Source organism: Streptomyces anthophorae, from assembly GCF_049310305.1.
GTDB lineage: Bacteria > Actinomycetota > Actinomycetes > Streptomycetales > Streptomycetaceae > Streptomyces.
This window is the reverse complement of record NZ_JBLWQQ010000001.1, coordinates 3,964,242-3,985,677: the sequence shown is the minus strand read 5'-3', so window position 1 is coordinate 3,985,677 and position 21,436 is coordinate 3,964,242. Positions and strand designations below refer to the sequence as shown.

Genomic DNA, 21,436 nt, shown 5'->3' with positions numbered 1-21,436 from the left:
GGAATGAGCCATGTGGCGCTGAGTCCCCTGGCCGCCGAAGACCTCTCGATGTTCGGGCGCGACCCCTGGTGGCTCGTCGTCGTGAAGGCGGTCTTCTGCTTCGCCTTCCTGATGGTGACCGTGCTGTTCTCCATCGTGTGGGAGCGCAAGGTCGTCGCCTGGATGCAGCTGCGCATCGGCCCGAACCGGCACGGCCCCTGGGGCATGCTCCAGTCGCTCGCCGACGGCATCAAGCTGATGCTCAAGGAAGACCTGATCGTCAAGCGCGCGGACAAGGTGGTCTACATCCTCGCGCCGATCGTCGCGGCGATCCCCGCCTTCATGGCGATCGCCGTCATCCCGTTCGGCCCGGCGGGCAACGAGATCTCGATCTTCGGTCAGCGCACGACGATGCAGCTCACCGACCTGCCGATCGCGATGCTCTACATCCTCGCGGTCGCCTCCGTCGGCATCTACGGCATCGTCCTCGCGGGCTGGTCGTCCGGGTCGACGTACCCGCTGCTCGGCGGCCTGCGCTCCTGCGCGCAGATGATCTCGTACGAGATCGCGATGGGCGCCGCCTTCGCCTCGGTGTTCCTCTACTCGGGCTCGATGTCGACCTCGGAGATCGTCGCCCAGCAGCACGACCGCTGGTACATCGTGCTGCTGCCGGTGTCGTTCCTGATCTACGTCGTGACGATGGTCGGCGAGACCAACCGTGCCCCGTTCGACATGCCGGAGTCCGAGGGCGACCTCGTCGGCGGCTTCAACACCGAGTACTCGTCCATCAAGTTCGCGATGTTCATGCTCGCCGAGTACGTGAACATGGTGACGGTCTCCGCGGTGTCCGTGACGCTCTTCCTGGGCGGCTGGCGCGCACCGTGGCCGGTCTCCACGTTCTGGGAGGGCGCGAACCACGGCTGGTGGCCGATGCTCTGGTTCGTCATCAAGGTCCAGCTGCTGTTGTTCTTCTTCATCTGGCTGCGCGGAACGCTGCCCCGCGTCCGCTACGACCAGCTGATGAAGCTCGGCTGGAAGGTCCTCATCCCGGTCTCCGTGGTGTGGCTGATGCTGGTGGCGACCGTGCGAACGCTGCGCAACGAGAACTACGACTTCGCCTCCATCGCCCTGTACGTCGGGGCCGCGATCCTTGTGGTCCTCCTCCTGTCGTTCGTCGTGGACATCTTCCGCGACCGAGGGGCCAAGCAGCGCGAGGCCGCCGAAGAGCCCGCCGCCTTCGACCCGATGGCGGGCGGATTCCCCGTGCCGCCGCTGCCCGGACAGACACTGCCGCCCGTCCCGCGCAGGCGCTCCCGTCGGGAGCGGGAGCTGATTGTCAGTGGCGGGCCCGATACTCAGAGTGACGAGTCGCTTGGCGGTTCTCGCGAAGGAAAGGAGGCGTCCGATGGCTGACGAGACCGACTCCGGCCAACAGAAGGACACCGAGCCGGGGTTCCAGAACCCCGTCGCGGGCTTCGGCGTGACCTTCAAGGCCATGTTCAAGAAGCGGCTGACCGAGCAGTACCCGGAGCAACCGAAGACCACTGCTCCCCGCTTCCACGGTCGGCACCAGCTCAACCGCCATCCGGACGGCCTGGAGAAGTGCGTCGGCTGCGAGTTGTGCGCCTGGGCCTGTCCGGCGGACGCGATCTACGTGGAGGGCGCGGACAACACCGAGGAGGAGCGCTACTCGCCGGGTGAGCGCTACGGCCGCGTCTACCAGATCAACTACGCCCGCTGCATTCTGTGCGGCCTGTGCATCGAGGCGTGCCCCACGCGCGCGCTGACGATGACGAACGAGTTCGAGCTGGCGGACAGCAGCCGCGCCAACCTCATCTACACCAAGGAGCAGCTGCTCGCCGGGCTCGACGAGGGCATGGTCGACAGCCCGCACTCGATCTTCCCCGGCATGGACGAGCAGGACTACTACCGGGGACTCGTGACCGAGGCCGCGCCCGGCACCGAGCGCCAAGTGGCCGTCTCCAAGGGCGAGAAGCCGGACGAGGTGGTCGCCGAAGGCGAAGCGGGGGTGGACGCATGAGTGCGCAGCTCGCGACGACGCTCGCCGCCAACACCTCCACCGGCGAGGCCTTCCAGTTCTGGATCCTCGGCACGGTCGCCGTCATCGGCGCCCTGTGCACGATCCTGATGAAGAAGGCCGTGCACAGCGCCCTGTGCCTGGCCGGCACCATGATCATCCTGGCGATCTTCTACCTGGCCAACGGGGCGTACTTCCTGGGCATCGTGCAGATCGTCGTCTACACCGGCGCGATCATGATGCTGTTCCTCTTCGTGGTGATGCTCGTCGGCGTCACCGCGGCAGACTCCCTGACCGAGACCATCAAGGGGCAGCGCTGGCTCGCCGCCCTGTGCGGCCTCGGCTTCGGGGTGCTGCTCATCGCGGGGATCGGCAACGCCTCGCTGAAGCAGTTCAACGGCCTCGGCAAGGCGAACGCCGGGGGGAACGTGGAGGGCTTGGCGTCCCTCATCTTCACCAAGTACGTCTTCGCCTTCGAGATCACCGGCGCCCTGCTGATCACGGCCACGGTCGGCGCGATGGTGCTCACGCACCGCGAGCGCACCGAGCGGGCCAAGACCCAGCGCGAGTTGGCCGAGGAGCGCGTGCGCGAGGGCAAGCACCTGCCGCCGCTGCCCGCCCCGGGCGTCTACGCCCGGCACAACGCGGTGGACATCGCGGGCTTGCTGCCCGACGGCACCCCCTCGGAGCTCACGGTCATGCAGACACTGCGCGAACGCGGTCAGATCCGGGACGTCACCGGTGAGGCGATGAGCGATCTGAAGGCTCTGGAACAGCGGTCCTCGGACCGCCTGGAGCGTTCGGACGCCGAGCGGGCCGAGGAGGCGTCGAAGTGAATCCGGTCAACTACCTGTATCTCGCGGCCCTGTTGTTCACGATCGGCGCCACCGGCGTGCTCATCAGGCGGAACGCGATCGTCGTGTTCATGTGCATCGAGCTGATGCTGAACGCGTGCAACCTCGCGTTCGTCACGTTCTCCCGCATGCACGGCAATCTCGACGGCCAGATCATCGCGTTCTTCACGATGGTCGTCGCCGCCGCCGAGGTCGTCGTGGGGCTCGCGATCATCGTGTCGCTGTTCCGTTCCCGCCACTCGGCCTCGGTCGACGACGCCAGCCTGATGAAGCTGTAAGGGGTCGCTGAATCGTGGAGAACCTGATTGCGCTGCTTGTAGCGGCGCCACTGCTCGGAGCGGCCGTACTGCTGTGCGGCGGGCGGGCGTTGGACCGGGTGGGTCATCTGCTCGGCACGCTGCTCGCGGCCGTCTCCTTCGTGATCGCCGTCGTGCTCTTCTCCGATCTGCTCGGGAAGGGCCCGGAGGACCGCACACTCAGCCAGCACCTGTTCAGCTGGATCCCCGTCGAGGGCTTCCAGGCGGACATCGCGTTCCATCTCGATCAGCTGTCGATGACGTTCGTCCTGCTGATCTCCGGTGTGGGCACGCTGATCCACCTGTACTCGATCGGGTACATGGAGCACGACGAGCGGCGCCGCCGCTTCTTCGGCTACCTGAACCTGTTCCTCGCGGCGATGCTGCTTCTCGTCCTCGCCGACAACTACCTTCTGCTTTACGTCGGTTGGGAGGGCGTGGGCCTCGCCTCGTACCTGCTGATCGGCTTCTGGCAGCACAAGCCGAGCGCGGCCACCGCCGCGAAGAAGGCGTTCCTGGTCAACCGCGTCGGCGACATGGGTCTGTCCATCGCGATCATGCTGATGTTCACGACGTTCGGGACCTTCGCCTTCGGCGATGTCCTGGAGGCCACCGGGGACACCAGCGAGGGCAAGCTCACCGCCATCGGCCTGATGCTGCTGCTCGCCGCGTGCGGCAAGTCGGCGCAGGTGCCGCTTCAGTCCTGGCTCGGGGACGCGATGGAGGGCCCGACCCCGGTCTCGGCCCTCATCCACGCCGCGACCATGGTGACCGCGGGCGTCTACCTGATCGTCCGCTCCGGCGCGATCTTCAACGGGGCGCCGGACGCCCAGCTCGTCGTCACCATCGTCGGCGCGGTCACGCTGCTGTTCGGTGCGATCGTCGGTTGCGCGAAGGACGACATCAAGAAGGCCCTCGCCGGCTCGACGATGTCGCAGATCGGCTACATGATCCTCGCCGCGGGCCTCGGCCCCATCGGCTACGTGTTCGCGATCATGCACCTGGTGACGCACGGCTTCTTCAAGGCCGGGCTCTTCCTCGGCGCCGGTTCGGTCATGCACGGCATGAACGACGAGGTCGACATGCGGAAGTTCGGCGGCCTGCGGAAGTACATGCCGGTCACCTTCGTGACGTTCGGTCTCGGGTATCTCGCCATCATCGGCTTCCCGGGCCTGTCCGGCTTCTTCTCCAAGGACAAGATCATCGAGGCGGCGTTCGCCAAGGGCGGCACCGAGGGCTGGATCCTCGGCTCGGTCGCGCTGCTCGGCGCGGCCATCACCGCGTTCTACATGACCCGCGTGATGATCATGACCTTCTTCGGTGAGGAGCGCTGGAAGAACCGGGCGACGGCGTCGCCGGAGCAGCCGAGCGCCGAGCCGGCGGCCGAGACGCAGGGCGCGCACACCGAGCCGCACCCGCACGAGTCCCCGTCCTCCATGACGATCCCGATGATCCTGCTCGCGGTCGGCTCGGTCTTCGCCGGTGGCTTCTTCTCCATCGGGGACCGCTTCCTGCACTGGCTGGAGCCGGTCACCGGGCACGATCACGGGCACGCGCCCATCAGCGCGGGCGTCGTCACCGGAGCCACCATGGTGTGCCTGGTGATCGGTGTGGGGCTCGCCTGGGTCCAGTACGGGCGCCGCGAGGTTCCCGTCGTCGCCCCGCGCGGCTCGCTGCTCACCCGCGCCGCCCGGCGCGACCTGCTCCAGGACGACTTCAACCACGTGGTCCTGGTGCGCGGCGGCGAGCACCTGACGCGCTCCCTCGTATACGTCGACCACACCCTGGTCGACGGGGTGGTCAACGGGACGGCGGCCTCCGTCGGGGGTCTGTCCGGTCGGCTGCGCAAACTCCAGAACGGCTACGTGCGCTCGTACGCCGTCTCGATGTTCGGCGGCGCGGCGGTCATTGCCGCAGTGACCCTGCTGATGAGGGCGGTCTGATACCGATGTCTTTTCCTCTGCTGACAGCGACGGCGGTACTGCCGGCCGTGGGCGCGATCGCCACGGCCGCCGTGCCGGCGAAGCAGCGCACCGCGGCCAAGTGGCTCGCGCTGCTGTTCTCGCTCGCCACCCTGGTGCTCGCGGCGGTGGTCGCGGTCCGCTTCGATCCTGGTGGCGGCCGCTTCCAACTGACCGAATCGCACGCGTGGATCAAGGACTTCGGAGTCCGCTACGAACTGGGTGTGGACGGCATCGCGGTGGCTCTCATCGCGCTGACCGCGCTGCTGATCCCGTTCGTGATCCTCGCGGGCTGGCACGACGCCGACCCGCAGGAGACCGGGAACACGAGGTGGCGGCCGACTCAGGGCTTCTTCGCCCTGATCCTCCTCGTCGAGGCGATGGTGATCATCTCCTTCGAGGCCACCGACGTCTTCGTGTTCTACATCTTCTTCGAAGCCATGCTCATCCCGATGTACTTCCTCATCGGCGGCTTCGGGGACCGGGCGGGCCCGCACGGCGAGAAGGAGGCCGCGACCCAACGCTCGTACGCGGCGGTCAAGTTCCTCCTCTACAACCTCGTCGGCGGCCTCATCATGCTGGCGGCCGTCATCGGCCTCTACGTGGTGGCGGGGAGCTTCTCGCTCTCGGAGATCGCCGAGGCCCGCGCGAGCGGTTCGCTCGACATGGCGACCAACACCGAGCGGCTGCTCTTCCTGGGCTTCTTCTTCGCCTTCGCGGTGAAGGCTCCGCTGTGGCCGCTGCACACCTGGCTGCCGAACGCGATGGGGGAGGCCACCGCCCCGGTCGCCGTACTGATCACGGCAGTTGTCGACAAGGTCGGTACGTTCGCGATGCTCCGCTTCTGCCTCCAGCTCTTCCCGGAGGCGAGCAAGTGGGCGACGCCGGTGATCCTGGTGCTCGCCCTGATCAGCATCGTCTACGGGGCGCTTGTCGCGGTCGGCCAGCGCGACATCAAGCGCCTGGTCGCCTACGCGTCGATCTCGCACTTCGGCTTCATCATCATGGGCATCTTCGCGATGACCAGCCAGGGCCAGTCCGGCGCGACGCTCTACATGGTCAACCACGGGATCTCGACGGCGGCGCTGATGCTGGTCGCCGGCTTCCTGATCTCGCGGCGCGGTTCGCGGCTCATCGCGGACTACGGGGGCGTGCAGAAGGTCGCCCCGGTGCTCGCCGGCACGTTCCTGATCGGCGGCCTGGCGACGCTCTCGCTGCCGGGTCTCGCGCCCTTCGTGAGCGAATTCCTGGTCCTGGTCGGCACGTTCACGCGCTATCCGGTGATCGGCATCATCGCCACGTTCGGCATCGTGCTCGCCGCGCTCTACACACTGGTCCTCTACCAGCGCACCATGACGGGCCCGGTGAAGCCGTCGACCGAGGGCATCGCGGACCTGCGGGTGCGTGAGCTCGCGGTCGTGGTCCCGCTGATCGGCGTACTGATCTTCCTGGGCGTCTACCCGAAGCCGCTCACCGAGCTGGTGAACCCGGCGGTCAAGCACACCCTGTCCGACGTCCACAAGAAGGACCCGAAGCCGGAAGTGGAGGCGGCTCACAAATGAGTGCACTGGTGAGTGCTACTTCCGTCCACAGCCTGTGGACAACGACGGCCGCGGGGCCCGTTCAGGAGGGGATCTCCAAGATCGACGCCCCGAAGATCGAGTACGCGCAATTGTCGCCGACCTTGATCGTCATCGGTGCCGCCGTCCTGGGGATCCTGGTCGAGGCCCTGGTGCCGCGCCGGTCCCGCTACTACGTGCAGGTGTTCCTCGCCGTCGTCGCCCTCGCGGCCGCCTTCGCGGCGGTCGTGGGGCTCGCGGCCGGCGGGTACGGGACGACGAAGGCACACATCGCGGCCATGGGCGCGATCGCCGTCGACGGGCCCGCGCTGTTCCTCCAAGGCGTCATCCTGCTCTCCGGGCTCGTCGCGATCTTCACGTTCGCCGAGCGGCGGCTCGACCCGGAGGCGCACGGCAACCGCGTCGACTCGTTCGCCGCGCAGGCCGCCTCCGTGCCGGGCAGCGACGGCGAGAAGGCGGCCATAAAGGCCGGGTTCACCACCACCGAGGTGTTCCCGCTGGCGCTCTTCGCGATCGCCGGAATGCTGGTCTTCCCCGCGGCGAACGACCTGCTGACGCTGTTCATCGCACTCGAGGTCTTCTCGCTCCCGCTGTACCTGCTGTGCGCCGTGGCCCGCCGCAAGCGGCTCATGTCGCAGGAGGCCGCGGTCAAGTACTTCCTGCTCGGCGCCTTCGCGTCCGCGTTCACCCTGTTCGGCATCGCGCTCCTGTACGGCTACGCGGGCTCCGTCTCGTACGCCACGATCGCGAGCGTCGTCGACGGCTCGATCCAGAACGTGGACCCGGCCCTCGCCGACACCATGGGCAATGACGCGCTGCTGCTCATCGGCATGGCGCTGGTCGGCATGGGCCTGCTGTTCAAGGTCGGTGCCGTCCCGTTCCACATGTGGACGCCGGACGTGTACCAGGGCGCTCCGACGCCGGTCACCGGGTTCATGGCGGCCGCCACGAAGGTCGCGGCCTTCGGCGCGCTGCTGCGCCTGCTGTACGTCGTCCTGCCGGGGATGCGCTGGGACTGGCGTCCGGTCATGTGGGCCATCGCCATCGTCACGATGCTGGGCGGCGCGATCGTCGCGATCACGCAGACCGACATCAAGCGGCTCCTCGCGTACTCCTCGATCGCGCACGCCGGCTTCATCCTGGCCGGTGTCATCGCGACGACGCCCGAAGGGGTCTCGTCCGTCCTCTTCTACCTGGCCGCGTACTCCTTCGTGACCATCGGCGCCTTCGCCGTGGTGACGCTGGTGCGCGACGCGGGGGGCGAGGCTACGCACCTGTCGAAGTGGGCGGGGCTCGGGCGCAGGTCCCCGCTGGTGGCCGCGGTCTTCGCGGTGTTCCTGCTGGCCTTCGCCGGTATCCCGCTGACCTCCGGGTTCGCGGGCAAGTTCGCCGTGTTCAAGGCGGCGGCCGAGGGCGGTGCGGGCGTGCTCGTCGTGGTCGGTGTCGTGTCCTCGGCGATCGCCGCGTTCTTCTACATCCGCGTGATCGTCCTCATGTTCTTCAGCGAGCCGAAGGCGGACGGGCCGACCGTGGCCGTGCCGTCGCCGCTGACCATGACGACGATCGGCGTGGGCGTGGCCGTCACGATCGTGCTGGGCCTCGCGCCGCAGTACTTCCTCGACCTGGCGGGCCAGGCCGGGGTGTTCGTGCGGTAGCGGTACGGCCGCCGTCGCGCGTGGTGGAGGCCCGGCCCCTGGGAGGGGGCCGGGCCTTCGCATGTGCGGGCCGCGAAGGGATCGGGACCCGAGCGCACTCCCAGCCTGTGGATAACTTTCCGGGGTGTCAGTCCGGACCCCTATCGTTACTGGAGAAGTCGAGACGAGCTGGACGCACGGGGGCAGGGCGATGGACGGGACACAGGGTATGAGCGAGGTGACCGGGAGCGAGGCGCTAGCCACGCTCCACCGGGTCTTCGGGTACGACGCCTTCCGCGGTGAGCAGGAAGCGATCATCGATCACGTGGTGGGCGGTGGGGACGCCGTCGTGCTCATGCCGACCGGCGGCGGCAAGTCGCTCTGCTACCAGATCCCGGCCCTGGTCAGAGCCGGTACGGGGATCGTCGTCTCGCCCCTGATCGCGCTGATGCAGGACCAGGTGGACGCGCTGCGGGCGCTCGGCGTGCGCGCCGGGTTCATGAACTCGACGCAGGACTTCGAGGAGCGCCGCCTCGTGGAGGCGGAGTTCCTCGCGGGCGAGCTCGACCTGCTCTATCTGGCGCCGGAGCGGCTGCGCCTCGACTCCACGCTCGGGCTGCTGTCGCGCGGCAAGATCTCCCTCTTCGCGATCGACGAGGCGCACTGTGTGGCGCAGTGGGGTCACGACTTCCGCCCCGACTACCTGACGCTCTCCGTGCTCGGCCAGAACTGGCCGGACGTGCCGCGCATCGCCCTGACCGCGACGGCGACGCACGCCACGCACCAGGAGATCACCCAGCGCCTCGGCATGCCGGACGCCAAGCACTTCGTGGCGAGCTTCGACCGGCCCAACATCCAGTACCGGATCGTCGGCAAGGCCGACCCGAAGAAGCAGCTCCTGAGCTTCCTCAAGCAGGAGCACGAGGGCGACGCGGGCATCGTCTACTGCCTCTCCCGCAAGTCCGTGGAGGCGACGGCCGAGTTCCTCAGCCGCAATGGCATCGAGGCGGTGCCGTACCACGCGGGCCTGGACGCGGGCACGCGTGCGAGGCACCAGTCGCGGTTCCTGCGCGAGGAGGGCCTCGTCGTCTGCGCGACCATCGCGTTCGGCATGGGCATCGACAAGCCGGACGTCCGGTTCGTCGCCCACCTCGACCTGCCGAAGTCCGTCGAGGGCTACTACCAGGAGACCGGCCGCGCCGGGCGTGACGGCATGCCGTCGACGGCGTGGATGGCGTACGGGCTTCAGGACGTGGTGCAGCAGCGGAAGCTGATCAACATGGGGGAGGGGGACGAGGCGTTCCGGCGCCGCGCCTCCGCCCACCTCGACTCGATGCTGGCGCTGTGCGAGACGGCGCAGTGCCGCCGGGCCCAGCTGCTCACCTACTTCGGGCAGGAGGGCGCCGAGTCCTGCGGCAACTGCGACACGTGCCTGTCGCCGCCCGAGACGTGGGACGGCACGGTCGCCGCGCAGAAGATCCTTTCGACCGTGGTGCGCCTGGAGCGGGAGCGGCGCCAGAAGTTCGGCGCGGGCCAGATCATCGACATCCTGCTGGGCAAGCGCAGCGCCAAGGTCATCCAGTTCGACCACGACCAGCTCTCCGTGTTCGGGATCGGCGAGGAGCTGGCCGAGACCGAATGGCGGGGCGTGGTGCGGCAGTTGCTGGCGCAGGGGCTCATCGCGGTCGAGGGCGAGTACGGGACGCTGGTGCTCACCGAGGAGAGCGGCTCGGTGCTGGCTCGGCAGCGGGAGGTGCGGCTGCGCAAGGAGCCGAAGCCGGCGCCCCGTGCGGCGACGGCCCGTGAGCGCAAGGCCAAGTCGCCCGCGGTCGAGCTTCCGGCGGAGGTGGCGCCGGTCTTCGAGGCGCTGCGCTCCTGGCGCGGCGCGCAGGCGAAGGAGCACGGGGTGCCGGCGTACGTCATCTTCCAGAACACGACGTTGGCCGAGATCGCACAGCAGCAGCCCACGTCGCTGGCGCAGTTGGGCACGATCGGCGGGGTCGGCGAGAAGAAGCTGGCGACGTGGGGGGAGGGTGTGTTGGGGGTTCTGGCGGGTCTGAGAGGTGAGCCCACCGGAGCGACGGGGGCCGCCTCCGGGGTGGCGCGGGGCGGCGACGAGTCCTGGCCCGACTATGTGGGCCAGGAGCCGCCGCCGGAGGATGAGCCGGTGCCGGAGGATGTCGACTGGTAGTGCGGGGTTGACGTCTCGGGGCTCTGCCCCGGGCCCCGCTGCTCAATCGCCGCAGGGGCTTACATTGCCCGCCCGGAGGCCTGCGCCGACGGCACGATCCGGCCCGTGACCTCGCCCAGTTGGACCCTCGCGCCGTCCGGGCCGGGGGCCCAGGCGGAGAGGGTGACCACGTCGCCGTCCTCCAGGAAGCCGCGCTTGCCGTCGGGGAGGTCGAGTGGCTGCTGCCCGTTCCAGGTGATCTCGATCAGGGAGCCGCGCTCGTTGTCCTCGGTGCCGCTGATCGTGCCCGAGCCGTAGAGGTCGCCGGTGCGCAGGGAGGCGCCGTTGACCGTCATATGGGCGAGCATCTGGGCGCCCGTCCAGTACATGCCGGAGAAGGGGGGCTCGGAGATCACCTGGCCGTTGAGGGTGACCGTGATACGCAGGTCGTAGCCGGCCGGGTCGGCGGCCGCCTCGGGGCCGCTGTCGTCCAGGTACGGAAGGAGCGGCACCGTCCGCTCCGGCGGGCCCACGCGGGCCGCGTCCAGGGCCTCAAGGGGGGTGATCCACGCGGAGATCGACGTCGCGAAGGACTTGCCGAGGTTCGGGCCGAGCGGCACCGTCTCCCAGCTCTGGATGTCGCGCGCCGACCAGTCGTTGAGGAGGCAGATGCCGAAGACGTGGTCCCGGTAGGAGGAGAGCGGGACCGGCGTGCCCTGCCGCGACGGGGCGCCGACCACGTAGCCGACCTCGGTCTCGATGTCGAGGCGGACGGACGGGCCGAAGACCGGTGCCGGGTCGGCGGGGGCCTTGCGCTGGCCCGAGGGGCGCACCACGTCCGTGCCGGAGACGACGACCGTGCCGGAGCGGCCGTGGTAACCCACCGGGAGGTGCTTCCAGTTGGGCTTCAGGGGCTCCTCGTCGGGGCGGAAGAGCCGGCCGAGGTTCGAGGCGTGGTTCTCCGAGGCGTAGAAGTCGACGTAGTCCGCGACCTCGAAGGGGAGGTGCAGCGTGACCGAGGACAGGGGGTGCAGGAAGGGGCGGACGACCTCGCGGTGGGCCGGGACCGTGACCCAGGCCGTCAGCGCGCGGCGCACGTCCGACCAGGTCGTACGACCGGCCGCGAGCAGGGAGTTGAGGTTCGGGCGGGCCAGGACCGAGACGTAGGGGGAGCCGAGGGCCGCGGCGGCGCCGCCCGCGTCCAGGACGTGGTCCCCTATCCGCACGCCCACCGAGCGCTCGGCACTCTCGGACGAGTCGAGGGAGAAGACTCCGTACGGAAGGTTGTGCGGGCCGAAGGGGTGGCCTTCGGGAAGGTCGAGTGGGTCCAGACGGTCGAGCGGGGTGTGCTCGGACGCGGACTCGGAGGTGGCTGCGGGTGCCATGCCTGCGGGCCTCACTTTCCATTCGGGTGCGCCACACGTTACGTGGGGGACACCGGTTCGCGGCAGTGCCTAAAGAGTTCGCAATGTCCGAATGACCCGTTGATGGAGTGGTGGGTTCCGGCTTAGCGTCATTGTCCGGTGGGCACGGACGGGCTGAACCCCGTATTCAAGGTCCGGGTCCAAGGGGGGACACGTGGGGGGACCCGTGGCCAGGAACGCCGGGAGTGTCAGCAGTGCTGGAAGCGTGCCGTTCGCCGTGGACCGTGATGTCCCGGGCCTGATCGTGAAGTTCGGCGACTACCCGCTGCACCACGGCGGAGTGGGCGCGATCCGTAGCCTGGGGCGCCTCGGCGTGCCGATGTACGCGATCACCGAGGACCGGTACACACCCGCGGCGGCCTCGCGCTACCTGCGCCGCGCCTTTCCCTGGCGCACGACGGGGACGGAGGAGCCGGAGCTGCTCGTCGACGGGCTGCTGCGGGTCGCCCGCCGGATCGGCCGGCCCGCGGTGCTGATCCCGACGGACGAGGAGGCCGCGGTCCTCATCGCCGAGCATCAGGACCCGCTCGCCGCCGCGGGGCTGCTCTTCCCGCGCGTGGAGCGGGAGTTGCCGCGCCGCCTCGCCAGCAAACAGGGGCTGCACGAGCTGTGCGTGGAGCACGGCATCCCGTCGCCGACGGCCGCGTTCCCGGCGTCGTACGCGGACATCGAGGAGTTCGCCGCGAAGGCCCGGTTTCCGGTCGTGGCGAAGAACCGGGAGGCGTTCACGCGGCGCTCGCGCCCCGCCGTCAACGGGACCACGAGGATCGCGACCGCGGAGGGGCTGCGCCGGCTCGCCCTCGAATGGGGCGAGAGGCCCGGCGTGATCCTCCAGGAGTACCTGCCGCGCGAGGACGCCGAGGACTGGATCGTGCACGCGTACTTCGACCAGGACTCCACGCCGCTCGCGATGTTCACCGGGGTCAAGGTCCGCTCCTGGCCGCCGCACGCGGGCATGACGGCGAACGCGTACGTGGTCGACAATCCGGAACTCGCGGACGTCGCCGCACGTTTCATCAAACAGATCGGCTTCACCGGAATCATCGACCTCGACCTGCGCTTCGACCGGCGCGACGGACAGTACAAGCTGCTCGACTTCAATCCGCGGATGGGCGCCCAGTTCCGCCTCTTCGAGAACGAGGCGGGGATCGACGTCGTCCGCGCCATGCACCTCGCGCTCACCGGCCGCACCGTTCCGGAGGGGGAACAGCGGGCGGGCCACCGCTACGTCGTCGAGAACATCGACCTGCCGGCCCTGCTGGCGTACCGGCGCAGCGGCTATACGACCCCGCACGCCCCGTCCCGAGCCAGCGGGACGGAGCTCGCGTGGTGGGCGGCCGACGATCCGCGGCCGTTCTTCACGATGCTCGCCCGGTTCGTACGGCCGGGGGCGAGACATCTGTACCAGCTGTGGCGGAGCAACCGCCGCGGCAGCGGGACCGGTTCGGGCGGCGCAAGCGGCGGCCGGACCCGACCGAGGCAAGCGAAGTAGATGACGCGGCGTCGTCCTGGGGAGGGGCTTCGTGAATCATCCGGTAGCAGTCATAGGGGCGGGTCCTTACGGCCTGTCCACCGCGGCGCACTTGAGGGCGCGCGGGATACCCGTCAGGGTCTTCGGGGAACCCATGGTGAGCTGGCGCTCGCACATGCCCGAGGGAATGATCCTCAAATCCGTGCCGTCCGCGTCGAACATCGACGCGCCGCAGCGCGGACACCACCTGGTCGACTACTGCGACGTGGCCGGGATCAAGCGGCTCGTCACGGACGAGGACCTGATATCCGCCGAGACGTTCGTCGCGTACGGCGACTGGTTCCAGAAGAAGCTGGTGCCCGACCTGGAGCGGGTGCGGGTCGTCTCCGTGGACCGGCGCGGGCGCGAGGGCTTCGAGCTGAAGCTGGACTCGGGCGAGCAGTTCACGGCGCGGGCGGTGGTCGTCGCCACCGGCCTGTCCGGCCTTGAGTACCTGCCGGGGGAGTTCGCCGCGGCCGTGCCGGACGGACCCGCCCCCACGGGCCCGGTCTCGCACAGCGCGCAGCACCACGACCTGTCCCGGTTCGCGGGCAAGGAGCTGATCGTCGTCGGGGCGGGCCAGTCCGCCCTGGAGACGGCGGCGCTCGCGGCGGAGGCGGGCGCGAGCGTGAAGGTGGTCGCGCGCGGCAGGGGCCGGGTGCGGTTCGGGGCGCCGCCCTGGCAGCAGCCGAGGCTGCGCCCGCAGACCCCGTTCGGCAACGCGTGGTCGCTCTACGCGCTCACGTACTACCCGCATCCGTACCGTCATCTCCCGCCGCAGGCACGGCACTTCCTGGTCAGGCGGGTGCTCGGGCCGCTGGGCGCGTGGTGGCTGAAGGACCGGTTCGAGGGCAAGGTCGCGGTGCGCGACGTCGCGGGGATCGAGCGGGTGACGGTGTCGCAGGGCGCGCCCGTCCTGAGCGTGCGCACGCACGGCGGCCGTGCCGACGAGCTGTCCGCCGACCATGTCATCGCGGCGACGGGATACCGGGTGGACCTGGCGGCGATGCCGTTCCTGGGGGAGGGGCTGCGCACGCGGCTCGCCACCAGCCGGGGCACGCCGCGGCTCGGCGCCGGCTATGTGTCGTCCGTCCCCGGCCTGTACTTCACGGGCATGCTGGGCGGGTCCTCGTACGGTCCCGTCATGCGCTTCGTCTGCGGCACGGAGTTCGCCTCGCCGCGGCTCGCCCGGCATCTGGCCGCGGCGCACGGGTGACCCGGTGGCATCGGCAACTACCGCCGGGTTCAACCCGGTTGACCGACTGGGGAGGTAACCCGAACAGATGACATCACGCCGTCGTGACCGGCCATCCCTTGCCGGCGCGGCCGGTACTCGACGGGTCCGGGGCGCGGGCGGTCCGTATTCTTCGGATCATGCCCGCACCCGCATATGCACTCATCGCCACTGACCTGGACGGCACGCTGCTGCGCGGCGACGACACGGTCTCCGACCGGACCCGCGACGCGCTGGCGGCAGCCGCCGCGGCGGGCGCCCGGCACATCGTGGTGACGGGGCGGCCCGCGCCCCGTGTGAAGCCGATCCTCGACGAGCTCGGCGGGAGCGGGCTCGCCGTGTGCGCACAGGGGGCGCAGCTGTACGACGGCGGACGGGACCGGCTGCTGTGGTCGCTGACGCTCGACCGGGACCTCGCCGAGCAGGCCATCGGGAAGATCGAGGCCGAGATCGGTCAGCTCTACGCGGCCGTCGACCAGGACGGGGTGGAGGGCCTCACGCTCATCGAGCCCGGCTACCTCATGCCGCATCCGACGCTGCCCGCCGTCCGGGTCCGGGGGCGCGCCGCGCTGTGGGAGCGGCCCATCAGCAAGGTGCTGCTGCGCCACCCGTCGCTGTCCGACGACGAGCTGGCCGCCGTGGCGAGAGCGGCGGTGGGGCCGCTCGCCACGGTCACCATGTCGGGGCCCGGGACGGTCGAGTTGCAGCCGCGCGGCGTGACGAAGGCGACCGGGCTCAGCCTCGCGGCGGAGCGGCTCGGGGCGGGGGCCGCCGACACGATCGCCTTCGGCGACATGCCGAACGACGTGCCGATGTTCGGGTGGGCGGGGCGCGGGGTGGCCGTGGCCAACGCGCACCCCGAACTCAAGGCCGTCGCCGACGAGGTGACCTCGTCGAACGAGGAGGACGGCGTGGCGGAGGTGGTCGAGCGACTGCTCACCCACCGCGCCCTGGGCGCCAGGCCCTAGGCCCCCAGCGCCGCGAGCCCCGCGAGGGCCAGGCTGCCCACCAGCGTGAAGAGGCCGGCCCGGATGTACCGGTACTTGCGGGCCAGGATCGTGCTGACGTCGTGGAACTGCGTGAGCAGCCACTCGACCGGCGCCGCGCCCGCACGCGAGACGAGCCGGGCCAGCGTCTCGACCGTGGCGCCGCGCAGCGCGTCCCCGTAGTACGTGACCTGCTCGCCGCCCGGGGCGCGGCGCGTGCCCGAGTAGGGCAGCACCGCGCAGATCAGCAGCCCGATCCCGGTCAGCCAGGCCGCACCGGCCACCACCCACAGCGCCAGGCCGGAACCGGCGGCCGAGCCGATGCCGCGGGTGCCGACCAGGACCGGCAGGGTCAGCCCGCCGGACAGCAGCACGGAGGCCTTCGTGTCCGCGCGGGTCAGGTCGGCGCGGGCCGCGTCGAGGAGGCGCTCGGCGACGTAACGAGAGGGGTCGGTGTCCTCGCGGCGGGGTGCGGGGAGCGTCATCGCGTCTCTCCGGTGGGCGGCTCGGCGGGCTGCTCGTACGCCTCCGACGCGTCCGGCGCGGGCTGCGTGGGCACGGCGGGCGGCGGGGACGAGGGCATCGGCGGGGCATCCACCGGCGGGGGCGTGGGAGCGGGCGCGTCGGCGGGCTCCTCCTTGAACAGCGGCACCGAGGAGTCCTCCGGTTCGGGCGGCGTCGGCAGCGCGGTGGCCGGCTGCGGCAGGCCCTGCCCCAGGGCGTTGCCCGACGTGGCACGGGCGAAGTCGATCAGCCGCCGCACCTGGTCCTCGACCTGGTGGCGCTGGACCACGCCCGCGTCGATCAGTCGGCTCAGGTAGTCGAGCGCCCCGGTCCGCTGCTCCTTCGCCTGCTCCTGCAACTCCCGCAGGATCACGCCCGCCTGCGTGGGGTCGGTGGCCAGCAGGTACTGGTACTGGGTCGCCTCGCCGCCCTCGATGAGCCGTCCCGCGAACTCCATGTTGGCCTGCGTACGCAGGTGGTGGGCCTTGTCCTTGGCCATGTCGACCTCGGTGGTGTGCGACACGGCGATCATCTCGCCCATGTGCTTCTGGGCGGCCGCCCCCAGGTCGATGCGGACGAACACCTGGGTGCTGAGGCCGAGGCTCGCGCCGAAGTCCGCCCAGCGTCCCGTGGACAGCTCGTCCTGGATCGCCTCGTCGGCCGCCTGGGCCCGGTCGAGGCCGTACTGGCGGGAGACGCCGCGCAGCCGGGCGAGGAGCTCGGGGCGCAGCATCTGCTCGACGTTCACCACCCGCTTCTCCGCGGCGAGATGGAAGTCCCGCACCTCCCAGTTGACGTCGGCCTCCGCCACGAAGTCGGCGCGGTCGCCGCGCGAGGGCAGGGCCACGCGGAAGGAGACCTGATGCTGGCCGCGGGCGATCCAGCACACCGAGGTGGGCTTCCCCATGAACGGCTTGTTGACGTGTTCGGCGCCGCGGACCGTCACCACGCTGTGGCCGCTGTTCTTGTAGAACATGACGGAGGCGACCTGTGCGCTGCGGTGCTTGTAGCCGTTCTCGGGGGCGAACTCCCGGATGAAGGGCCCGAGCAGCGGATAGGGCAACTGGATCTCGGTGCTCCGGTTGTAGGGGTTGGGGTGGCCCCATTGGTTCATCGCCATCAGCGTGTGCCTTCTCCCTGGACCGCGCCGCGCAGCAGGCGGGCGTGGTCCTCGGCCAGTGGTGTGTAGTGGTCCTGCGTCAGTTCCGTCAGCAGCGAGAGCAGGCGCCCCCTGTCGTCCTCGGTGTGCACCAACAGGCCGAGGAACCAGGCGAGTTGACGGGCCCAGGGCTGTCCCTGGGAGCCGGTCGCCCAGTCCTCGACGATGCCGAGCGCGGCCTCGTAGGAGCGGCTGGTGTTGAGCGCGGTCCACAGCAGGCCCGCGATCGCGGGGGCCCGGTCCCTGTCCGCGGCGGCGAGGGCGATCATGAGCGGGGTGTCGCCGAGGTCCTCCAGGCCGGGCGCCGGGTTCCAGACGGTGGCGACCGGGGTCTGCGCCAGGCTGAGCGTGCTGACCAGGCCGAGGTTCTGCTCCTCCGTACGAGGGTGGCCGAGCCAGGACCTGATGCGCTGGTGCGGGAGCGGGTCCAGGGTGGTGCCCGCCAGCTGGGCGACGGACTCGGCGGCGTCGCCGCGCAGCCCCGCGACGTCGCGGAACTCCTCGCCCTCCGGTTTGCCGCCGCCCTTCCAGGTGCCGATCGCCGCCAGCAGGTCGAGGGACTCGCCGAGGGAGTCGGTGGCGCGGCCCCGGCCGAGGACGGTGGCCGCGGTGCGGCGCAGCCCCGCGGAGCCGAACCGGGCCCAGCTGCGCACCAGCGAGCCGATGGCCGGGCCGACCGCGGGGTCCGTGACGGCCAGGTCGAGGGCGGTGGCGGCGAACTGGCGCCTGCGCCACTGGGGCGAGGCGGCCATCGGGTGGATCAGTTCCTGCACCGTGTCGGCGCAGTCGAGGCGGCACAGCATGCCCGCGGTCACCGCCGCCCGCACCCACACCTGCGCGCGGGGGTCGTCGCAGAGCGAGCCCAGCCAGCGAAGGACGGGGCCGCTGGCGCCGGGCCGGTGCTCCCAGAGGTGTTCCAGGACGGCCCCGGCGAGCCGGTCCCCGGCGAAGCGGACCGTACGCACGGGGACCTCGGCGTCGCCGAGCGACTCGGTGCCCGGTTCGGTGACGGCGCGTGCGGAGGCGAGCCGGGCCGCGAGCCCGTCGTTGAACACGGGCCGCCCCGGCGTGCTGTCCGGCGCGGTCGTGACGGCGAACTCCCAGGCCAGCTGTTCGGTGGCCTCGGCGACCGCGCTCACGGACGCCCCGCCGAGCACGGCGAGCGCGATCCGGAAGGCGGCCTCGCGCAGCCGGGGCAGGCTCTCCGACGTCACGCCCCCTGCGAACCACTCGGCGGCCTGGGCGGCGGCGAAATCCCGGCAGGCGGCGAGGAACTGGGCCTCGGTGAGCGTGCCGTCGACGTGCTCCACGATTCGTTCGGCGAGCCGTGCCGCCTCGTCCGGCAGCAGCGTGCCGAGCCCGAGGGCGGCACGCACCTTGTCGGTCCCGGCGAGGCTGCGGCCGAGCGGCGCGCGCTCGCGCAGCGTCACGTCCAGGCGCCGCTCCAGGACGCCGGTCGGGTCGGGGGGAGTGTGGGCGACGTGGTGGCGGCCCGGCACGGGTGCCGTCACGCCGGGCTCCGGGGCGGCGAGCAGCACGGCGAAGGCGCCGCGCTCGGCCAGCGCGTCGCGCAGCCGGTCGAGTTGGACGTCGCTCGGCGCGGTGGCCGGTTCCATCGCGTATCCGTGCCCCCGCGCGATGTGTTCGCCGTCGAGGTGGTCGAGTTCCGTGGCGGGGGCAAGGCGGGAGACCTTGCCGCGCGTCACGTCGTCGAGGAGGGACAGCGCGGTGAACATCCGGCCCGTGCCGGGCCGTCCGTGCAGCACGACGAGGTGGTTGCCGCTCAGATTCCGCTTCAGGTCCGGGTAGTCGTCCGGAGCGCAGTAGGTGTCACGGACCCGGCGCAGCTCCTCGTCGGCGACGGGGCCCGCGAGGAGCCGGCCGGTGCCGCCCGCAGGGGACCCGTAGAAGTTGATGGTGCCGACCTGGCCGGCTCCCACGTAGGTGCTGTCGTCGCGCAGCTCGAAGGCCGTGCGGGTGGCGCGATACGTGCGGGAGGCCGCGGACGCGGACTCGGGCAGCTCGCCGTCGGGGAGGTCGGAGGCCTGGGCCGCGCCCAGCTTGTCGTCCTTCGCGTCCCGCGGGGCTTCGGCTTCCTTCTCCGGTCCTGGCGCCCGGTCGGGGCCCGGGGCTTTGTCCTCGCTCACCGCTCACCGTCCGCGGTGCGCCCGAAGTTGATCGTGTTGATGCTGCCCACGTCGGAGATGACGTTGCCGCTGCCGGTGTGCGTGATCGTGTGATGGGGCGCGGGCGCGGCGGGCGGGGTGCTGTCGGCGGCCCGCGGCTCCGGCGCACGGGGGCTCTCGTCGGCGGCCTCGGGCGGCGGCCCGTCGAGCCCCGCCACCTGCATCCACACGGTCTGCACGCCTTCTTGCAGCCGCACCTGGTACCGGCGGTACCGGTCGGGCTCCACCCAGCGCCCGCCCCGCACCACGGCGTCCTGGTAGAGCCCGTCGGAGACGGCCACGAGGAGCGCGCGGCCGGTGGCCGCACCGAGCACGGACTTGGCGGTGTCGCTGTTGCCGATGCGGCAGGCCAGGTCCACGGCACGCCCCGACCAGCCGTGCGCGTCGACGGCGACGGGCCCGATGGTGATGCCCGCGCGCAGCAGGATGTCCTCGCGGCGGCCGCGGTTGGCGGCGCGCAGGTCCTGGTGCAGGTACTCGAGCCACTCGCCCAGTACGCGGGTGGGGGAGACCGACGGGTCGAGCAGGGCGAGCAGCCCGTCGCCGCGGTCGTCCGCGCGGTACTGCTCGGGGGCGATCCTGGCCTGTTCGAAGGCGCCGCGGGCCAGTCCGTGCAGGGTGGCGCGCAGGGCGGGACGCTCGGCCTCCGGGATCCGGCTCGAACCCTGTACGTCGAGGCTGATGTTGAGTCGGTACTGGGCTTCGGGCTCCATGCGTGCTCCAACTACGGCTGTGGGGAGAGGCGGTGGGGAGAGAAGGGTCGGGAGGCGGGGTGGGGCGGATGTTCACTGTCCCCGAGCGGCGGGGGTCCCGCTGTATCCGTTTACACACCCGGCGCCCCGCGACGGCAACGGGCCGGTGACAGCGGCACGTTGTGTCACCCCGGGCCCTCCGCCCCTGCCATCAGACGCAGCGGTTCCAGGCTCGCGACCCGCAGCACACTCGGCCCCGTCTCCACGAGTCCGCGCTCGCGCAGCAGCCGCAGCGCCTTGGCGACGGCGTCGCGGGTGCAGCCGACGGTGGCGGCGAGTTCGTGCTGGGCGAGCGGGAGCGTGATGGCCAGAGCGGGGCCCTGCGCCGTCCCGGTGCGCTCGGCGAGCTCGACGAGGGCCCGGCACAGGCGCTGCACCACCGTGAGGGAGGCGAGTGCGCGGCGCTCCCGGTCGGCGCTGCGCAGCCGCTCGGTCAGCTGGCCGAGGACGAGCGCGGTGGCGTGCGGCCGCGCCGACAGGAACCGCCGGAAGGCGTCCGCCGGGACGATCAGGCCGGTCGTGGGGCTGAGGGTGGTGACGGACGCGCTGCGCGGCCGGCCGTCCAACGCGGCCATCTCGCCGATGAGTTCACCCGCGCTGCGCAGCCCGAGGATGAGCTGCCCGCCGCGCTCGGTGGCGAGCCAGACGGCGCACCAGCCCTCCAGGAGGAGGACGAGGTGGGTGCTGCGGTCGCCTTCGAGGAGCAGCGTCTCGTGTGCGGCGAAGGAGCGCGTCGTCCCCAAGGACGTCAGTGTCGCCCGGTCCGCGGGGGACAGTTGTGGCAGAAAGCTCTGCTCTTGCCCGAACAACCCCATCCGACCCTCCCCCGACCTGCGCATTCGAACACAGCGTAGTCACCGGGGAGGCAGTCGCGGGCGCGAATGCGGGGACGGACGGGGGAGGTTGGGAGCACGGGCCCGATGCGGGGCCCGTACTCCGGTGGGGTCCGGCCGGGGCCCGCGACCCCAGCAAGATCCGTCGGAAGGGCCCTAGGGTCCTTCTGACGGATCAGGCTGGGCCCCGGAGGCCGTGTCATTCGGCTCCCTGAGTGGGGTCTGGTGCGTGCAGCTGCAAGGCGGAGGAGGGCGTCAACGCGGAGCGTTGGCAACCGACGACAACGCAGCAGATGCGCGTACCAGACCCCGCGACCCCAGCAAGATCCGTCAGAA

General features: G+C 70.8%; 17 protein-coding genes. 11 read left to right on the top strand and 6 right to left on the bottom strand.

The annotated features are described in order from the left end of the window. Nucleotides 1-18: 18 nt before the first annotated feature. The 8 genes from nuoH (at nucleotide 19) to recQ (ending at nucleotide 10,533) form a co-directional block, all read left to right on the top strand. Nucleotides 19-1,392, top strand: coding sequence for an NADH-quinone oxidoreductase subunit NuoH (gene nuoH, locus ACNYS0_RS17835; protein ID WP_385756043.1), 1,374 nt, complete (start codon nucleotides 19-21; stop codon nucleotides 1,390-1,392). Continuing rightward, complete coding sequence (gene nuoI, locus ACNYS0_RS17830; RefSeq protein WP_422474818.1) at nucleotides 1,385-2,020, top strand: NADH-quinone oxidoreductase subunit NuoI; 636 nt, start codon at nucleotides 1,385-1,387, stop codon at nucleotides 2,018-2,020. The genes nuoH and nuoI overlap by 8 nt, the downstream gene beginning before the upstream one ends. Then, entirely contained in the window at nucleotides 2,017-2,853 is an 837-nt protein-coding gene (locus ACNYS0_RS17825; RefSeq protein WP_422474816.1) for an NADH-quinone oxidoreductase subunit J, read from the top strand. Before nuoI ends, ACNYS0_RS17825 begins: the two co-directional genes overlap by 4 nt. After that, the gene (gene nuoK, locus ACNYS0_RS17820; RefSeq protein WP_020130147.1) at nucleotides 2,850-3,149 is read left to right on the top strand and encodes an NADH-quinone oxidoreductase subunit NuoK; all 300 of its coding nucleotides are present in this window, start codon (nucleotides 2,850-2,852) and stop codon (nucleotides 3,147-3,149) included. The genes ACNYS0_RS17825 and nuoK overlap by 4 nt, the downstream gene beginning before the upstream one ends. Nucleotides 3,150-3,163: 14 nt before the next feature. Next, on the top strand, nucleotides 3,164-5,110 hold the full coding sequence (gene nuoL, locus ACNYS0_RS17815) for an NADH-quinone oxidoreductase subunit L (protein ID WP_422474814.1): 1,947 nt from the start codon (nucleotides 3,164-3,166) through the stop codon (nucleotides 5,108-5,110). 5 nt (nucleotides 5,111-5,115) lie between these two features. Continuing rightward, nucleotides 5,116-6,690 (top strand): NADH-quinone oxidoreductase subunit M, encoded by a 1,575-nt coding sequence (locus tag ACNYS0_RS17810; RefSeq protein WP_422474812.1) that lies wholly within the window; start codon nucleotides 5,116-5,118, stop codon nucleotides 6,688-6,690. Nucleotides 6,691-6,698: 8 nt separating this feature from the next. Next, nucleotides 6,699-8,363 carry an NADH-quinone oxidoreductase subunit NuoN gene (gene nuoN / locus ACNYS0_RS17805; RefSeq protein WP_422474810.1) on the top strand — a complete coding sequence of 555 codons (1,665 nt, stop codon included), beginning with the start codon at nucleotides 6,699-6,701 and terminating at the stop codon, nucleotides 8,361-8,363. A 208-nt stretch (nucleotides 8,364-8,571) separates the two neighbouring features. After that, entirely contained in the window at nucleotides 8,572-10,533 is a 1,962-nt protein-coding gene (gene recQ / locus ACNYS0_RS17800) for a DNA helicase RecQ (protein WP_422474808.1), read from the top strand. 59 nt (nucleotides 10,534-10,592) lie between these two features. Here the strand turns inward: recQ and fahA are convergent, their stop codons facing one another. Next, nucleotides 10,593-11,843 (bottom strand): fumarylacetoacetase, encoded by a 1,251-nt coding sequence (gene fahA / locus ACNYS0_RS17795; protein ID WP_422482688.1) that lies wholly within the window; start codon nucleotides 11,841-11,843, stop codon nucleotides 10,593-10,595. Between the two features lie 298 nt (nucleotides 11,844-12,141). Between fahA and ACNYS0_RS17790 the strand changes: the two genes are divergently transcribed. From ACNYS0_RS17790 to ACNYS0_RS17780, 3 genes are all read left to right on the top strand, one after another. Further along, entirely contained in the window at nucleotides 12,142-13,428 is a 1,287-nt protein-coding gene (locus ACNYS0_RS17790; RefSeq protein WP_422474806.1) for a carboxylate--amine ligase, read from the top strand. Nucleotides 13,429-13,459: 31 nt separating this feature from the next. Next, nucleotides 13,460-14,662, top strand: a complete 1,203-nt coding sequence (locus ACNYS0_RS17785; protein ID WP_422474804.1) for an FAD-dependent oxidoreductase — start codon at nucleotides 13,460-13,462, stop codon at nucleotides 14,660-14,662. Between the two features lie 158 nt (nucleotides 14,663-14,820). Next, nucleotides 14,821-15,648, top strand: a complete 828-nt coding sequence (locus ACNYS0_RS17780) for an HAD family hydrolase (RefSeq protein WP_422474802.1) — start codon at nucleotides 14,821-14,823, stop codon at nucleotides 15,646-15,648. Here ACNYS0_RS17780 and ACNYS0_RS17775 read toward each other — a convergent pair. From ACNYS0_RS17775 to ACNYS0_RS17755, 5 genes are all read right to left on the bottom strand, one after another. Further along, the gene (locus ACNYS0_RS17775) at nucleotides 15,645-16,151 is read right to left on the bottom strand and encodes a Pycsar system effector family protein (protein ID WP_422474800.1); all 507 of its coding nucleotides are present in this window, start codon (nucleotides 16,149-16,151) and stop codon (nucleotides 15,645-15,647) included. The two genes, ACNYS0_RS17780 and ACNYS0_RS17775, sit on opposite strands and share 4 nt — an antisense overlap. Further along, nucleotides 16,148-17,290: a hypothetical protein gene (locus tag ACNYS0_RS17770; RefSeq protein WP_422474798.1), complete on the bottom strand. Its 1,143-nt coding sequence runs from the start codon at nucleotides 17,288-17,290 to the stop codon at nucleotides 16,148-16,150. Before ACNYS0_RS17770 ends, ACNYS0_RS17775 begins: the two co-directional genes overlap by 4 nt. Beyond that, on the bottom strand, nucleotides 17,290-19,476 hold the full coding sequence (locus tag ACNYS0_RS17765; protein ID WP_422474796.1) for a hypothetical protein: 2,187 nt from the start codon (nucleotides 19,474-19,476) through the stop codon (nucleotides 17,290-17,292). The genes ACNYS0_RS17770 and ACNYS0_RS17765 overlap by 1 nt, the downstream gene beginning before the upstream one ends. After that, nucleotides 19,473-20,228, bottom strand: coding sequence for a hypothetical protein (locus ACNYS0_RS17760; RefSeq protein ID WP_422474794.1), 756 nt, complete (start codon nucleotides 20,226-20,228; stop codon nucleotides 19,473-19,475). Before ACNYS0_RS17760 ends, ACNYS0_RS17765 begins: the two co-directional genes overlap by 4 nt. Before the next feature lie 164 nt (nucleotides 20,229-20,392). Further along, the gene (locus ACNYS0_RS17755) at nucleotides 20,393-21,010 is read right to left on the bottom strand and encodes a Crp/Fnr family transcriptional regulator (protein WP_422474793.1); all 618 of its coding nucleotides are present in this window, start codon (nucleotides 21,008-21,010) and stop codon (nucleotides 20,393-20,395) included. Between the last annotated feature and the right edge of the window lie 426 nt (nucleotides 21,011-21,436).

Bases quoted from the DNA above. Each gene is read 5' to 3' on its own strand.
- ACNYS0_RS17775 (WP_422474800.1), bottom strand. From the start codon at position 16,151: ATGACGCTCCCCGCACCCCGCCGCGAGGACACCGACCCCTCTCGTTAC.
- recQ (WP_422474808.1), top strand. From the start codon at position 8,572: ATGAGCGAGGTGACCGGGAGCGAGGCGCTAGCCACGCTCCACCGGGTC.
- ACNYS0_RS17780 (WP_422474802.1), top strand. From the start codon at position 14,821: ATGCCCGCACCCGCATATGCACTCATCGCCACTGACCTGGACGGCACG.
- ACNYS0_RS17760 (WP_422474794.1), bottom strand. From the start codon at position 20,228: ATGGAGCCCGAAGCCCAGTACCGACTCAACATCAGCCTCGACGTACAG.
- nuoI (WP_422474818.1), top strand. From the start codon at position 1,385: ATGGCTGACGAGACCGACTCCGGCCAACAGAAGGACACCGAGCCGGGG.
- ACNYS0_RS17810 (WP_422474812.1), top strand. From the start codon at position 5,116: ATGTCTTTTCCTCTGCTGACAGCGACGGCGGTACTGCCGGCCGTGGGC.
- ACNYS0_RS17825 (WP_422474816.1), top strand. From the start codon at position 2,017: ATGAGTGCGCAGCTCGCGACGACGCTCGCCGCCAACACCTCCACCGGC.
- ACNYS0_RS17770 (WP_422474798.1), bottom strand. From the start codon at position 17,290: ATGGCGATGAACCAATGGGGCCACCCCAACCCCTACAACCGGAGCACC.